The sequence below is a fragment of the Pseudarthrobacter sp. NPDC080039 genome (assembly GCF_040702335.1).
Lineage (GTDB): Bacteria > Actinomycetota > Actinomycetes > Actinomycetales > Micrococcaceae > Arthrobacter > Arthrobacter enclensis_A.
The window spans coordinates 160,877-176,321 of sequence record NZ_JBFBKY010000002.1 but is presented as its reverse complement, the minus strand read 5'-3'; the positions used below and the strand labels follow the sequence as shown (position 1 = coordinate 176,321).

14 protein-coding genes and 1 tRNA gene are annotated in these 15,445 nt (G+C 65.4%); all 15 read left to right on the top strand.

The window, feature by feature from the left end:
• Positions 1-12: 12 nt before the first annotated feature.
• The 15 genes from AB0313_RS02730 to AB0313_RS02660 all read left to right on the top strand — a co-directional run bounded on the left by AB0313_RS02730 (position 13) and on the right by AB0313_RS02660 (position 15,411).
• Positions 13-1,149 carry an adenosine deaminase gene (locus tag AB0313_RS02730; protein WP_366303415.1) on the top strand — a complete coding sequence of 379 codons (1,137 nt, stop codon included), beginning with the start codon at positions 13-15 and terminating at the stop codon, positions 1,147-1,149.
• Positions 1,150-1,228: 79 nt separating this feature from the next.
• A complete protein-coding gene (locus AB0313_RS02725) occupies positions 1,229-1,819 on the top strand; it encodes a MazG nucleotide pyrophosphohydrolase domain-containing protein (protein ID WP_366303760.1) in 591 nt (196 codons plus the stop codon).
• A 118-nt stretch (positions 1,820-1,937) separates the two neighbouring features.
• Complete coding sequence (gene eno / locus AB0313_RS02720) at positions 1,938-3,218, top strand: phosphopyruvate hydratase (RefSeq protein ID WP_141940561.1); 1,281 nt, start codon at positions 1,938-1,940, stop codon at positions 3,216-3,218.
• 102 nt (positions 3,219-3,320) lie between these two features.
• Positions 3,321-4,019 (top strand): septum formation initiator family protein, encoded by a 699-nt coding sequence (locus AB0313_RS02715; protein ID WP_141940562.1) that lies wholly within the window; start codon positions 3,321-3,323, stop codon positions 4,017-4,019.
• Positions 4,020-4,046: 27 nt separating this feature from the next.
• Positions 4,047-4,718, top strand: a complete 672-nt coding sequence (locus tag AB0313_RS02710; protein ID WP_141940563.1) for a DUF501 domain-containing protein — start codon at positions 4,047-4,049, stop codon at positions 4,716-4,718.
• Entirely contained in the window at positions 4,715-5,662 is a 948-nt protein-coding gene (locus AB0313_RS02705) for a Ppx/GppA phosphatase family protein (protein ID WP_141940564.1), read from the top strand. The genes AB0313_RS02710 and AB0313_RS02705 overlap by 4 nt, the downstream gene beginning before the upstream one ends.
• A gap of 4 nt (positions 5,663-5,666) precedes the next feature.
• Positions 5,667-7,070 (top strand): S8 family serine peptidase, encoded by a 1,404-nt coding sequence (locus tag AB0313_RS02700; RefSeq protein ID WP_366303412.1) that lies wholly within the window; start codon positions 5,667-5,669, stop codon positions 7,068-7,070.
• A gap of 34 nt (positions 7,071-7,104) precedes the next feature.
• On the top strand, positions 7,105-8,571 hold the full coding sequence (locus AB0313_RS02695) for an FAD-dependent oxidoreductase (protein ID WP_141940566.1): 1,467 nt from the start codon (positions 7,105-7,107) through the stop codon (positions 8,569-8,571).
• 111 nt (positions 8,572-8,682) lie between these two features.
• Positions 8,683-8,756: transfer RNA gene (locus AB0313_RS02690), tRNA-Leu, on the top strand.
• A 243-nt stretch (positions 8,757-8,999) separates the two neighbouring features.
• Positions 9,000-10,232 (top strand): branched-chain amino acid ABC transporter substrate-binding protein, encoded by a 1,233-nt coding sequence (locus AB0313_RS02685; protein ID WP_141940567.1) that lies wholly within the window; start codon positions 9,000-9,002, stop codon positions 10,230-10,232.
• A 169-nt stretch (positions 10,233-10,401) separates the two neighbouring features.
• Positions 10,402-11,409, top strand: coding sequence for a branched-chain amino acid ABC transporter permease (locus tag AB0313_RS02680; protein ID WP_141940568.1), 1,008 nt, complete (start codon positions 10,402-10,404; stop codon positions 11,407-11,409).
• Positions 11,406-12,653 (top strand): branched-chain amino acid ABC transporter permease, encoded by a 1,248-nt coding sequence (locus AB0313_RS02675; protein WP_141940569.1) that lies wholly within the window; start codon positions 11,406-11,408, stop codon positions 12,651-12,653. Before AB0313_RS02680 ends, AB0313_RS02675 begins: the two co-directional genes overlap by 4 nt.
• Positions 12,650-13,615, top strand: coding sequence for an ABC transporter ATP-binding protein (locus AB0313_RS02670; protein ID WP_366303408.1), 966 nt, complete (start codon positions 12,650-12,652; stop codon positions 13,613-13,615). The genes AB0313_RS02675 and AB0313_RS02670 overlap by 4 nt, the downstream gene beginning before the upstream one ends.
• Positions 13,608-14,315 carry an ABC transporter ATP-binding protein gene (locus tag AB0313_RS02665; protein ID WP_366303758.1) on the top strand — a complete coding sequence of 236 codons (708 nt, stop codon included), beginning with the start codon at positions 13,608-13,610 and terminating at the stop codon, positions 14,313-14,315. The genes AB0313_RS02670 and AB0313_RS02665 overlap by 8 nt, the downstream gene beginning before the upstream one ends.
• Before the next feature lie 151 nt (positions 14,316-14,466).
• The gene (locus tag AB0313_RS02660) at positions 14,467-15,411 is read left to right on the top strand and encodes a Bax inhibitor-1/YccA family protein (RefSeq protein ID WP_307303305.1); all 945 of its coding nucleotides are present in this window, start codon (positions 14,467-14,469) and stop codon (positions 15,409-15,411) included.
• Positions 15,412-15,445 lie beyond the last annotated feature (34 nt).

Here is a 15,445-nt window from a genome sequence, read left to right as displayed (position 1 = left end):
TAAGGTGGGAACGTGACTGAGCCCATTGTTGACGCTGCCCCTGCCATCGATTTTGACCTGAAGAGCCTGCCCAAGGTTTCCCTTCACGACCACCTGGACGGGGGACTCCGTCCTGCCACCATCATCGAACTGGCCGAGGCCGTTGGCCACCAGCTCCCCTCAACGGACCCGGTGGCCCTGGGCCAGTGGTTCCGTGAATCAGCCGACTCCGGATCCCTGGTGCGCTATCTGGAGACATTCGACCACACCGTAGCCGTCATGCAGACCTACGACGGACTGTTCCGGGTGGCCAAGGAGTTCGTGGAGGACCTTGCCGACGACGGCGTGGTCTACGGCGAAGTGCGCTGGGCACCCGAACAGCACCTCCAGAAGGGCCTCAGCCTGGACGAGGTCGTGGAAGCGGTGCAGGAGGGCCTGGAGGCCGGCGTCGAGGCCGTGTCCGAGACCGGACGCGAAATCCAGGTGGGCCAGCTGATCACCGCCATGCGCCATGCCGACCGCGGCCAGGAGATTGCTGAACTCGCCGTCCGCCACCGCAACAAGGGCGCAGTCGGCTTTGACATCGCCGGTGCCGAGGACGGCTTCCTGCCCAGCCGGTTCAAGGACGCCTTCACCTACCTGGCCCAGCACAATTTCCCCGCCACCGTGCACGCCGGTGAGGCTGCCGGCCTGGAGAGCATCCAGTCCGCCCTGGTGGACGGCCGCGCCCTGCGGCTGGGACACGGTGTCCGCATTGCGGAGGACATCATGGTGGAATTCGACGACGACGATGAAGCGGGGGACACGGTTGGCCTGGTAACCCTCGGCGATCTCTCCAGCTGGGTCCGCGACCGTGGGATCGCGCTGGAAATCTGCCCCTCCTCCAACCTGCAGACCGGCGCCATTGCCGCGTTCGGCGAGGGAATCGAGAGCCACCCCCTGGACATGCTCTACCAGCTGGGCTTCAACGTCACCATCAACACTGACAACCGCCTGATGAGCGGGGTCACCCTGACGGATGAGTTCAACCTGCTGGTGGAAACCTTCGACTACGACCTCGACGACCTGCTGGAGCTGACCCTGAACGCCGCAGAGGCGTCCTTCCTGCCCCTGGAGGAGAAGGAGGCGCTGGTGGAATACATCAACGACGCCTACGCCAACCTTGGCTGACCAGCATTCCTTGTCCGGCAGTTCCGCCACGGCGGAACTGCTGGACAAGATGGCGCAGCTGCGCGAGCACTGCCCGTGGATGCGCGCCCTCACGCACGCGTCGCTGGTGGAGTACCTCCTGGAGGAGGCGTACGAGGTGGCCGAAACCATCGAGGAGGGCCACCCCGACGCCGAACTCCAGGGCGAGCTGGGCGACGTCCTGCTCCAGGTGGTGCTGCACGCCCGGCTCGCTGAGGAGCGCGGTGCCTTCACGTTCGACGACGTGGCGCGCGGCCTGGGTGCCAAAATGGTGCGCCGGAACCCGCATGTCTTCCGGCCCGACGGTTCGCTGCAGGACAGCTTTCCCGCCACCGTGGAGGAGATCGAGCAGAAGTGGGATGCGGTCAAACGGGCTGAACGGCTGGGGCACCGCAACGCCTTCGACGGCATCCCGGCAGCCCTCCCGGCCCTGGCCAGGGCGCAAAAATCGCTGGACCGGGCAGCCCGGGCGGGCCTGGAGCTGCCGGGCGGAGTCCCGGTTCCCGAAAGCGAGGATGAGCTCGGAAACCTGCTGCTCGCCGTCGTGCGTTCCGCCCGGGACAACGGCATGGACGCCGAGCGCGCACTGCGCGCCGCCGTCAGCCGGTATCAGCGTGGCCAAAGTGGGCCAAGTGACCACGCGCCATCATGACGTCCCGGCCTTGACCCGTTTGAGTAACCCGGAGCACTCTCGACTAGGCTGGTCCGTGACGCGTACGTCGAGTTTTCAGCCTGATTCCCCCCGTTAATCGCCCATAAGGAGCAAATTCATGGCGCTTATCGATGCCATCCACGCCCGCGAGATCCTTGATTCCCGCGGCAACCCCACCGTTGAAGTTGAAGTCCTGCTGTCGGACGGCCAGATCGGCCGCGCGGCGGTTCCCTCCGGTGCCTCCACCGGTGAGCACGAGGCCGTCGAACTGCGCGACGGCGACAAGGGCCGCTACCTCGGCAAGGGCGTGCAGAAGGCCGTCGACGCCGTGATCGACCAGATCGCTCCCGCACTGACCGGCTTCGACGCCACGGACCAGCGCAGCATCGACCAGGCCATGCTGGACCTGGACGGCACGCCCAACAAGGGCAAGCTCGGCGCCAACGCGATCCTCGGCGTCTCGCTGGCCGTTGCGAACGCCGCAGCCGCCTCCGCCGACCTGCCGCTGTACAAGTACCTGGGTGGCCCGAACGCGCACGTCCTGCCCGTGCCGCTGATGAACATCCTCAACGGTGGATCGCACGCCGACTCCGACGTTGACATCCAGGAATTCATGATCGCCCCCATCGGCGCCGAAACCTTCTCCGAGGGCCTGCGCTGGGGCGTTGAGGTTTACCACAACCTCAAGTCCGTGCTGCAGCAGAAGGGCCTGTCCACCGGGCTCGGCGACGAGGGCGGCTTCGCCCCCAACCTGCCGTCCAACCGCGCAGCCCTGGACCTCATCACCGAGGCCATCAAGAACGCCGGCTACACCCCGGGCAAGGACATCGCCCTGGCCCTGGACGTCGCATCTTCGGAGTTCTACAAGGACGGCGCCTACCAGTTCGAAGGCAAGGCACTGTCCGCCAGCGAGATGAGCGCCTACTACGGCGAACTCGTGGCCGACTACCCGCTGGTCTCCATCGAGGACCCGCTGGACGAGAATGACTGGGAAGGCTGGAAGACCCTCACCGACGCCATCGGCGACAAGGTCCAGCTGGTGGGCGACGACCTCTTCGTGACCAACCCGTCCATCCTGCAGCGCGGCATCGACACCAGGACCGCCAACTCCCTGCTGGTCAAGGTCAACCAGATCGGTTCGCTGACCGAGACCCTGGACGCCGTCAGCCTGGCCCAGCGGGCCGGCTACACCACCATCACCTCGCACCGCTCCGGTGAAACCGAGGACACCACCATCGCCGACATCGCCGTGGCCACCAACGCCGGCCAGATCAAGACCGGTGCACCGGCCCGCTCCGAGCGCGTAGCCAAGTACAACCAGCTGCTGCGCATCGAAGAGGAACTCGACGACGCCGCACGCTACGCCGGACGCAGCGCGTTCCCGCGTTTCAAGGGCTAGTAACCGCCTAAACCCATCAGCGGTGGCTATGGTTGAAAGACCATAGCCACCGCTGTTGTTTCCAGCAGCATTTGGTCCAGCAGGCTGCGTTTCAGGAGTGTCATGGCTACCCGCCGCCCCAAAGTTCCCAAGGTTGCCCCCACCCGTCAAGCCAAGGCAACGGACGACGCCGGGTCCGCCGACGGTGCCGAGATCATCCGGGCCGATTTCCGGCCGGCCAAGGCTGCGGTGTCGAAGGGCAGCGCAGCGTCCCCGGACGCTGCGGCGTCCGGGCAGAACCACGGGCGTGGCACTGCGGAGCGGGCCAAGGCCGGGAAAGCGGGGGAGGGGAGCAAGCCCAAACCGGTTGCCGGACGCAAGGGCAGCAGCCCTGTGGACGCCGGCCGAGCCGGCGAAGAAGACCAGCACCCGGTCCCCGCCAAGGCGTTCTCCGGCCGCATGCTTGCCTTGGCCGTGGTGATGGTCGCCATCACCATCATGCTTGCCCCCACGGTGAAAATCTTCTTCGACAAGAAGGCCGAAATTGACGCGCTGAACGCCGATATCGCCGCACGTCAGGCCGAAGGCGACGCCCTTCGGCAGCAGGTGTCGCGCTGGCAGGACCCCAACTACGTCAAGCAGCAGGCCCGCGACCGCATTAACATGGTTATGCCGGGCGAAACCGGCTACTGGGTTTTTGGCAGCGATGAGCCGGCCGGAGAAAGCAGTAGCCCCGCCGACGCAGCAACAGCACAAGACCCCGCCGATCTGCCGTGGGTGGATTCCCTGTGGGAGTCCATCAGGCGCGCGGCCACAGACTGAACCGCACAGGAAGGACGGCCCGCGACAATGGAACACAACACGGCAGCCGCCCGGGACGAATCCCGCCAACCCACCGCCCACGACCTTGAAGTACTGAGCAGGCAGTTGGGACGACCCGTCCGCGACGTCGTGGAGATTCCTGCCCGCTGCGTGTGCGGCAACCCCCTGGTGGCGGCCACCGCACCCCGCCTCAGCAACGGGACCCCGTTCCCTACCACCTTCTACCTGACGCACCCGGTGATCACCGCCGCGGTTTCCAGGCTTGAAGCGGCCGGGGTCATGAACACGATGAATGACGAGCTGACCTCCGACGCTGGGCTCGCAGCCGGCTATCGGGCTGCCCACGAGGACTACCTGGCCGCCCGGGAGGCAATCGGCCGGCGCTCCGGCATCGGCCCTGTGCCCGAAATCGACGGTGTCTCGGCCGGCGGAATGCCTGCCCGCGTCAAATGCCTTCATGTCCTGGTGGGCCACTCCCTGGCGGCCGGCAAGGGTGCCAACCCCCTGGGCGACAGGGCGCTGGAGATGATCAGCGAATGGTGGACGGCGGACAAGTGCTACTGCGACGGCGCCTGGGACACCAGCGGCGAGGCACCGTCCAGGGACCTCAGCCGCCACGGACCCCAGGGCCTGCCGGACCTCGTTGGCCGTCCCGCCCCGATGCGGAAGTCCGCCGGCAGCACAGGCGCCGCCGAATGACCCGCGTGGCCGCCATCGACTGCGGCACCAACTCCATCCGGCTTCTCATTGCGGACATTGACCGCAATGACGGCAGGACAGTCCTCAACGATGTCGTGCGGGAGATGCGCGTGGTCCGACTGGGCCAGGGCGTGGATGCCACGGGCGAACTCGCTCCGGAAGCACTGGAACGGACATTTGCCGCAACCTCCGACTATGCCCGCATGATCCGGGAGCACGGCGCGGAGCGGGTGCGTTTCGTGGCCACCTCGGCAAGCCGGGACGCACGCAACCGGGACGTCTTCGTGGACGGGGTCAAGGACCTTCTGGGCGTGGAGCCGGAAGTGATCTCCGGAGATGAGGAAGCGGCGCTGTCCTTTGCCGGCGCCAGCAGCGTGCTGCCCATCCTCGACGGCCACGAGGTGCTGGTGGTGGACCTCGGCGGCGGGAGCACCGAGTTCGTCCTGGGCACCGCCGCGGGGGTGACCGCAGCCAAGTCCGTCGACATCGGCTGCGTCCGACTTACCGAACGGCACCTGCGCAACGATCCGCCCACACCCGAACAAATCGCCGCAGCGGAAGCCGACGTGGACGCTGCACTGGGCCGCGCCGGACGGGACGTGCCGCTTGAGCGCGCCACCGCCGTCGTCGGTGTTGCCGGCTCCGTCACCACCATCACAGCGCATGCGCTTCGCCTGCCGGAATACTCGCCGGAAGCCATCCACGGCGCCGTTCTGCCCATCAGGGACGTGCGTGCCGCTGCCACCGACCTGCTCAGCATGACCCGGGACCAGCGTGCCGCACTGCCCTACATGCACCCGGGCCGCGTGGACGTGATCGGCGCCGGGGGACTGGTGTGGCGCCGCATCCTGGAACGGATGGGGGAGCTGACCCGCGGGAGGATTACCGCGGCCACCGCAAGCGAGCACGACATCCTCGACGGCATCGCGCTGAGCATCGGATAGGCCCATGCAGTCCACCACAGCTTCCACCCCGCACTTTCCCCGGGCGTCGGCGGCCCTCATGGCTGTCCTCCTGGCTGCCTGCTGCCTCTGCGCCGGCCTCTTTACCGCCCCCGCAGCCAGCGCAGACGACTGGCGCGACAAAGAGTACTGGCTGGCCGACTCCGGCATCACCAAAGCCTGGGAAGTCTCCAAGGGTGCAGGCGTCAAGGTAGCGGTCATCGACAGCGGAATCGACGCCCAGCATCCGGACCTCAGAGGTGCCGTCACGGGCGGCTACGACGCCTCCGGTTCCGGCGATCCCAACGGGCAAAAGAGCGTGGGCTCCAAGCCCGAACACGGCACGCTGGTGGCCACCATGCTTGCCGGCCGCGGACACCAGCCCGCAGGCGCCAGCCCCAGCGCCGGGCCGGCCGCAACCCCGCCCGACGGCATCATTGGTGTGGCACCGGAAGCGCAGCTCCTCTCCGTGTCCACCTGGCTGGGTTCCCCCAACCCGTCCGGCAAGAGCGACCAGGACCAGATTCCGGAAGCGGTCCGCTGGGCCGTGGACAACGGCGCCAGGGTGATCAACATATCGCTGGGCAGTACCACGCCGCAGTGGCCGCAAAGCTGGGATGCCGCCTTCCTTTACGCAGAGCAAAAGGACGTGGTCATTGTTGCCGCGGCCGGAAACCGCATCGGCGGAAATACCCAGGTAGGCGCCCCCGCCACCATTCCGGGCGTCCTCACCGTGGCCGGCGTGGACCGCAAGAACGTGGCCAGCGTGGACGCCTCATCGCAGGGGATCAGCATCGGCGTGGCTGCCCCTGCGGAGAACCTTGTGGGCGGCCTCCCCGGAGGCGGCTACGCGGAATGGGCCGGCACCTCCGGCTCCACACCCATCGTGGCCGGTGTCGCAGCCCTGATCCGGTCCAAGTGGCCGGACATGAGCGCCGAACAGGTGATCAACAGGATCATCACCACCGCCAGGGACGCAGGCGCTCCGGGGAAAGACCCCCTGTACGGCTACGGCATCCTCGACGCCGAGGCTGCCCTCAAGGCCGATGTCCCGGAGGTCTCCGTCAACCCGCTGGGCACTATCGCTGAATGGATCCGCGTGCACCGGCGGGGCAACGCCGTGCCCGCAACTCCGGTGCCTTCCGCGACTCCGGTGGCGAGTGCCGCACCCACGCTTCCTGAAGCCACCGTTCCCGCAGCCAAGGCGCCCTCACAGCGGGACAGTGCCATTGGCGCCGCCGTCGTCATTGGATTTGCCGCACTGTTCCTGGCGATCATCGCGGCGGCCGCCGTCCAGCTCCGCAGGGCTGCCGGGGACCCCCTGGCCCCCGGGGAAGAACCGGAGACGGGAGCCACGGAGCGGGTCAATCCACACCGGAAACCGCACGTTACGGACGGCCGCACCGGTTAGTGAAGATTTTCACAAACTGGGCTATCCTTAAACTATGGCAACCACCCCACAGCTCCAGGACCGTCCCAGGGTACTCGTCGTCGGCGGCGGGTACGTCGGCCTGTACGTAGCACTGAAACTGCAGAAGAAGATCGCGAACGCCGGTGGCATCGTTACCGTCGTCGATCCGCTGCCCTACATGACTTACCAGCCCTTCCTTCCCGAGGTGGCCGGCGGCAACATCGAAGCCCGCCACGCGGTGGTGTCCCACCGCCAGCACCTGAAGCAGACGGAACTGATCCAGGGCCGCGTTACCTCGATCGACCACGTCAACCGCACCGCCGTGGTGGCTCCCGCCGACGGCGGCGAGAACTTTGAGGTTCCCTACTTCGACGTTGTGCTGGCTGCAGGCGCCATTACGCGCACCTTCCCCATCAAGGGCCTTGCGGACAAGGGCATCGGCCTGAAGACCATTGAGGAAGCGGTTGCCCTGCGCAACAAGCTGCTGGAGCGCATTGAGGTTGCCTCCACGATGACCGACCCCGCAGCCCGCGCCAAGGCCCTCACCTTCGTGGTGGTCGGGGGCGGATTTGCCGGCATCGAGTGCATCACTGAAATGGAAGACCTCGCCCGCGCCGCCGTGCGCAACAACCCGCGCATCAAGCAGGAGGAAGTCCGCTTCGTCCTGGTCGAAGCCATGGGCCGCATCATGCCCGAGGTTACTGCCAAGCAGGCTGACTGGGTGGTCGAGCATCTGCGCAGCCGCGGCATCGAGGTCCTGCTGAACACCTCGCTGGACAGTGCCGAAGGCACCCTGAAGCTCATCAACCTCCCGGACAAGACCCCGGCGCAGGAATTCGAGGCCGACACCCTGGTCTGGACGGCCGGCGTGCAGGCCAACCCGATGGTGCGCTCCACCGACTTCCCGCTCGAGCCGCGTGGCCGCGTCCGCGTCCTGCCGGACCTGCGCATCTCCGGCGATGAAGGCATCGTGGAGAACGCCTGGGCCGCCGGCGACATCGCCGCAGTCCCCGACCTCACCGGGAAGGGCCTCCCCGACGGCACCTGCGTCCCCAACGCCCAGCACGCGTTGCGCCAAGCCAAGCGCCTTGCCAAGAACCTGTGGGCTTCCCGCTGGGACAAGCCGCTGACGGACTACAAGCACAAGAACCTGGGTGCGGTTGCCGGCTTCGGTGAATGGAAGGGCGTTGCCAACATCAACCTCCTGGGCCGCATTGGCCTCAAGGGGGGACTGGCGTGGCTGGCCCACCGCGGCTACCACGGCATGGCCATGCCCACGGTTGAACGCAAGTTCCGCGTCATCCTGAACTGGATCATCGGCTTCTTCGCCGGCCGCGACACCACCCAGCTGATGGATCTGGACAACCCGCGCGGTGCCTTCGTGGCGGCAGCCACCCCGGCCCCCAAGCCTGCCGCTGCACCGGCTGCCGCTCCGGCCGCCGGTTCCGGTTCAACCGCCGCCGCCGCTCCCAAGGAAACGGTAGCGGCAAACGCCAAATAACGCGCCTGTCCCGGTACGCTGGCAGCGTCCGACGGCGGCTGGTCCCTTTGCGGGCCGGCCGCCGTCGGCGTTTCCGGCCAACCCGGGTTGGACAGGTACCATTGTCCCGGCGCCCCAGTAGCCCAATTGGCAGAGGCAGCGGACTTAAAATCCGCGTGTTGTGGGTTCGAGTCCCACCTGGGGTACACACTGTCCCGTCCATGGCATGGTCCAGCGGACACCGGAAGCCGCCTGCGATGCAGGCGGCTTCCGGCGTTTAATTCCGCATAGGCAACGACTGTTATAAGGCTGTGACCTCAGTCACTGAGTTTCGCCGCTGTCTATGCACTAGCTTGAAGCTAAATCAGGAATACCTGGTCCCATTCCGGGCGCCGAAGCGCCCTTGATTCGTACGCGCATCGCATGGCCCTGTTTCGGAAGGCAGACAAATGTACCGAAAGAAAGTCCTCACCTCGTTGGCAGCGGCAGCCACATTCAGCGTGCTGCTGTCGGCCTGCGCCAACCAGGCGGGCCCCGGCACCACCGAAAGTTCCGGCTCGTCCAGCAAGGTGAACATCCCCGCCATTTCGAAAGTCGATGTTCCCGCCGGTGCGGTCAAGCCGGCCGGTGACGGCAAGGCGAACTGCCCCTCCACCACCACCCTGGCCTACGCGGGCGCGGAGACCGGCCCCAACGCCCAGCTGGGCGTCAACATCTTCAATGGCATCCAGCTGGCCATCGACCAGCACAACAAGGCCAACCCGGGCTGCCAGGTGCAGTTCAAGAAATTCGACACTGAAGGTGACCCGAACAAGGCCACCGGTCCCGTCACCCAGATGGTCAGCGAGCCGGACATCGTGGGGGTCGTGGGACTCCCGTTCTCGGGCGAGTCCAAGGCCACGGGCAACATCTTCGAACAGAAGGGCCTGGTCCACATCACGCCGTCTGCCACCAACCCCACCCTGACGGAGAACGGCTGGACCACGTTCTTCCGTGGCCTCGGCAATGACGCCGTCCAGGGCCCCGCTGCGGCCAAGTTCCTCACCGGAAAGATCGGTGCCAAGAAGGTCTACCTGGTCCAGGATGACTCGGACTATGGCATCGGCCTCGGAACCTCCACCTCGGCCGGGCTCGGCAGTGCCCTGGCCGGCACGGAGAAGGTGACCACCGGCCAGAAGGACTTCTCGGCCGTGATTTCGAAGATCATGAACGCCAAGGCGGACGCGGTCTTCTACGCCGGCTACTACGCCGAGGGTGCACCGTTCGACCAGCAGCTGGTCTCCAAGGGCTTCAACGGAACGTTCGTGGGCCCTGACGGTGTGAAGGATGACCAGTTCATCAAGCAGGCAGGCGACGCTTCGAACAACGCGTACTTCACCTGCCCCTGCATCCCGGGTGAACTGATTACCGATTTCGCTTCCGCGTACAAGGACGTCTCCAAGGGCGCCGAACCCGGTACGTACTCGATCGAAGGCTACGACGCCGCTACTGTGCTCCTGTCCGGTATTGACGCGGGCAAGCAGAGCCGCGCGGACCTGCTGGCCTGGGTCAAGGCCTATGACAAGGACGGCCTGAGCAAGCACTACAAGTGGGATGCCAAGGGCGAGCTCCAGGCTCCGACTGTTTACGGCTACAAGGTTGACAACGGCAAGATCGTACCGATCGGCCCAATCGGGGAGTAGCAGCCCGGCGGGAAAAGGCTGTGGGGGCCAGCACTATGGGCCCCCACAGCCTTTTCTTCGCTTGGCAGCAGCCCAGGACCAAGCAACGTCAATCGACAAGCAACGTCAATAGACACAAGTCCCACGGCCGGGCCCACAAGGCCGCGTGCAACTGGATCAGGATGTTCCCATGCTTCCCTCTCTCGTCCCACTGCTCCCCACCGAAAATGACTGGATCACGTTCGACATACCGTCCCTGATCCAGAATTTCTGGAGTGCCACATTCGATGGCCTGACGTTCGGTGCCATCTACGCGCTCGTTGCGCTCGGCTATACGCTCGTTTACGGCGTTCTGAACCTGATCAACTTCGCCCACTCGGAAGTGTTCATTGTTGGGTGCTACGCAGTTTTCTTCACCCTCAGCAGCCTTGGCTTCGGCCCCTCCGCTCCCCGCCTCGACATCTGGGCCATTATCCTGAACCTGCTGCTGGCACTGGTCCTCGCGATGGTCGCCTCGGCGGTCACAGCCTTCCTGCTGGAACGGATCGCCTATAAACCCCTGCGGCAACGGAATGCACCACGCCTGGTCTTCCTGATCACGGCCATCGGTGCTTCCTTCACCATCCAGTACCTGATCTACCTGTGGCGCGGTCCCAGCCCTGAGCTTGCACTGACGATGTTCCGGCCCACGCCTATTTTCGACGTCTTCGGTACCATCGTCGACTCCCAGCAGCTGGTGATCATCATCGCTGCCGTCATCATGATGGTGGGTATTGACAGGTTCATCAGCAAGTCGCGCACCGGCCGCGGCATCCGGGCAGTCGCCCAGGACCCCGACACCGCCACATTGATGGGCGTCAACAAAGAGCGCATTATTATTACCACCTTCGTCATCGGAGGCCTGCTCGCAGGAGCCGCCGCTTTGTTTTACGTCATGAAGATCCCGTCCGGTGTCCAGTACAGCGGTGGGTTTGTCCTTGGCATCAAGGCGTTCGCGGCCGCGGTGCTGGGCGGCATCGGCAACGTCCGCGGTGCCCTGCTGGGCGGCCTGCTGCTCGGCCTGATCGGCAACTACGGCCAGATCCTGTTGGGCAACTCGCAGTGGACCGACGTCGTGGCGTTCGTGGTGCTGGTGCTCGTGCTGCTGCTGCGGCCCGAAGGCATCCTGGGCACCTCCCTTGGAAGGAGCAAAGCATGAGTATGACGGATGGCCCCACGCCGCTGCAGACTGCTGCCGCGGAACAGGCTGCAGAGGACCGCGAAGCGTCGTCGAAAGCACCGGGCAGAAGCTCCCTCCGGCCGCAGGGCAAACGCAAGTCCGGCTACTTCTCCGACCGGTGGCACGCCCTGTCCCGCCAGCAGCAGTGGGCATTCCTGGTGGTCGTGGTGGTCCTGGCCTATATGCTGCCGCTGATCAATCCGCCGATCATCACCACCGAACCCGGCAACAACTTCGCCCTGGCCTGCTTCGACATGGCACGCTTTGCGCTGATCGCGGTCGGACTCAATATCGTGGTGGGGTACGCCGGCCTGCTGGACCTGGGATACGTCGCCTTCTTCGCGGTGGGTTCGTACGTTGCCGCCATGCTGACAAGCCCGGACTCGCCCTACCTGCACATCCCCTATCTGTGGACACTTCCTGTGGCCATGGCGGTCACCATGTTCTTTGGCGTCATGCTGGGCGTGCCCACCCTCCGGCTCAGGGGCGACTATCTCGCCATCGTGACGCTCGGCTTCGGGGAAATCATCCGCATCCTGGCCACGATCATCCCGGCCATGAAAGGCCAAGTGGGCTTCCAGAACGTCGGCCACCCGCCCGGTGACGGGGCCGACGGAACGCCGATCTTCTCCAACTCAAACGGCGTGCCCTGGTACTGGCTGACACTGACGATCATCATCATCGTCACCCTGCTGGTGGGCAACCTGGAACGAAGCCGGGTGGGCCGGGCGTGGATCGCCATCCGCGAGGATGAGGATGCCGCAGAGATCATGGGCGTCCCCACCTTCAAATACAAGGTGTGGGCCTTCGCTATCGGTGCTGCGGTCGGCGGCCTTTCCGGTGCCCTGTTTGCCGGCCAGGTAGGGTTTGTCAACAACCAGAAGTTCGATGTCACCACGTCCATCCTGTTCCTCGCCGCCGTCGTCCTGGGCGGTGCGGGCAACAAGGTGGGTGCCATCCTTGGCGGGGCGTTGGTCAGCTACATACCGCTCCGGTTCACCGCTATTGCCGAGTACAAATACCTGATCTTCGGCATCGCCCTGGTACTGATCATGATCTTCCGTTCCCAGGGGCTGCTTCCGGCCCGGCAGCGACTGCTTGCCTACGGGCGGACTGCCCTCAACAAGGTCACCAGCCGTGACGCCACTGAAACCAAAGACATGGACAAACCACCGGCCGGACCGGACGCCCGAGCGGCCGGCCAGAGAGGAGCGGAGGCATGAGCTCCGAGGAGAGGCACAGCGGCTCCAGCAGCGTGGAGGAGCAACCGGCACGGGATGACACCGCCCAGGAAACGTCTGCTGCCCCTGTTGCGCCGGAACTGGACATGGAAGCCCTGGCCGAGGCAGGGGTCGACCAGGAACTGGCGGAGAAAGTGGCGCCCGACCGGGACATCGCGGTCAAGGTGGGTGACAACATCGTCGAGGTGCAGAACCTGACCATCAAGTTCGGTGGCCTTGTGGCCCTGGACAACATCAGCTTCAACATCAAGCGGGGCGAGATCCTGGGGCTCATTGGCCCCAACGGTGCCGGCAAGACCACCTGCTTCAACGCCATGACCGGCGTCTACAAGCCCACCAGCGGGAAGGTGGTGATGGAAGGCGTGGTCCTGAACGGCATCAAGCAGCACAAGATCACCCGCCTGGGGCTGTCGCGCACCTTCCAGAACATCCGACTGTTCGGCGAAATGACTGCCCTTGAGAACGTGGTGGTAGGCCTGGATGCGCGTCACCGCACCAGCGTTGGCGGGGCGTTGCTGCGCCTGCCCACCCACACCAGGGAGGAAAAGTCGGCCATCGAGCGCGGCATGGCGCTGCTGGACTTCGTTGGCATCGGCAGCCATGCACATGTGCTGTCCCGGCAGCTGCCGTACGGCTACCAGCGCCGGCTGGAGATCGCACGCGCACTTGCCACCGACCCAAAGGTGCTCTGCCTTGACGAACCCGCCGCCGGCTTCAACCCCGCGGAGAAAGAGGAACTGATGGCGCTCATCCGCACCATCAGGGATGAGGGCTACACCGTGCTCCTGATCGAGCACGACATGAAGGTTGTGATGGGCGTGACGGACCGGATCGTCGTGCTGGAGTTTGGGAAAAAGATTGCGGACGGACTGCCGCGCGAAATCCGCGAGGACCCGCGTGTCATTGCCGCCTACCTAGGAGAGCCTGAAGATGACGTTGCTTGAGCTTGAGGGCGTATCCGTCCACTACGGACGGATCCAGGCCCTGCGCGACATTTCCTTCACGGTCGAGGAAGGGGAAGTGGTGGCACTGATTGGGGCCAACGGCGCCGGCAAGACCACCACAATGCGGACCATCTCCGGCCTCTTGAACTGCACCGAAGGCAAGATCACCTTTGCCGGTCAGGACATTACCAGGATGAAGGCCCATATCCGGGTGGTCCACGGGATTTCCCAGGCCCCCGAGGGCCGCGGGATCTTCCCGGGCATGACGGTGATGGAAAACCTGGACATGGGAACTTTTGGGCGCAAGGACAGAAGCGGCGTTTCCAAAGACCTGGACCGCGTCTTTGACCTTTTTCCGCGCCTGAAAGAGCGGGAAAAGCAGTTTGGCGGCACGATGTCCGGCGGCGAGCAGCAGATGCTCGCCATCGGCCGCGCCCTCATGTCCAACCCGAAGCTGCTGCTGCTGGACGAGCCATCCATGGGTCTGGCACCGCAGTTCATCCGACAGATCTTCAAGATCATCAAGGAAATCAACAACCAGGGCACCACGGTGCTGATGGTGGAGCAGAACGCCAACCAGGCGCTGGCCGGGGCGCACCGCGCCTTTGTGCTCGAGACGGGGGCGATCACCCGCAGCGGCACCGGCAAGGAGCTGTTGGAAGATCCTTCCGTCAAGGAGGCGTACCTGGGCGTCGGATAGGCGAGGGACGGGGTCCGGTGCCCGAACGGGCCGCAACGGTCACGGTTCGGTTGCAACCGGGCCCCGGGGGAACTTTCCCCACTGCCTCCACGTGGGAATTGGTAGCGTGACAAAAAGCTCATCACCCAAACCCACATGGAGGAACCCCGCAATGGCACTTGGCGGCAACCCGATCTTCAACGGAAAGAATTTCCGTGGAGCCACCCAGGCACCGCCTGTCCCGCAGGCTCCCTACGGCGCCCAGTACGGCCAGAGCGCGTACGGCCAGCAGCAGTATGGGCAGCCCGCATACGGTCAGCAGCCCTACGGCCAGGAGCCCTACGGCCAGGCCCCTTACGGGCAGCCGCAGAGCATGACTGACGAGCAGCTGCGCCAGATGTACGCCCAGCCGTCGGCCGGCCCGGCGGACACCGGCCGCATGACGTTCGACGATGTCATCATGAAGACCGCCGCGTGCCTGGGCGCTGTGCTGGTGGGCGCAGCCATCACCCTCACCGTGGGACTGCCGCTCGCTTCCATGCTGATGATCGTCGGCGCACTGGGCGGCTTCGTGCTGGCCATGGTCAACACCTTCAAGAAGCAGCCCTCACCGGCACTGATCCTTGCTTACGCAGCTCTGGAAGGACTCTTCCTGGGCGGCCTCACCAGGATCCTGGACACGCAGTTCCCGGGCGTCGGCCTGCAGGCCGTGATCGGCACGCTTTCGGTCTTCGCCGTCACCCTGGTCCTCTTCAAGAGCGGCAAGGTCCGGGCCACACCCCGTGCCATGCGGTTCTTCATGATCGCCATCATCGGCTACGCAGTGTTCTCGCTGATCAACTTGGTGCTGGTCTGGACCGGCGCCGTGCAGGAACCGTTCGGCCTGCGCACCAGCGTCGTGATCTTCGGCATCCCGCTGGGCGTCTTCATCGGCCTGCTGGCCATCGGCCTGGCCGCCTTCTCGCTGATCATGGACTTCACCAGCATCGAAGCCGGCGTCCGCAGCGGTGCCCCGCAGCGCTTCTCCTGGACTGCCGCCTTCGGCCTGACTGTCACGCTCGTGTGGCTGTACGTGGAGATCATCCGTCTCCTGGCCATCCTCCGTGGTGACGATTAGGTGCCCAGGCAGCTGCCGCCGTCGTAAGCCGCAA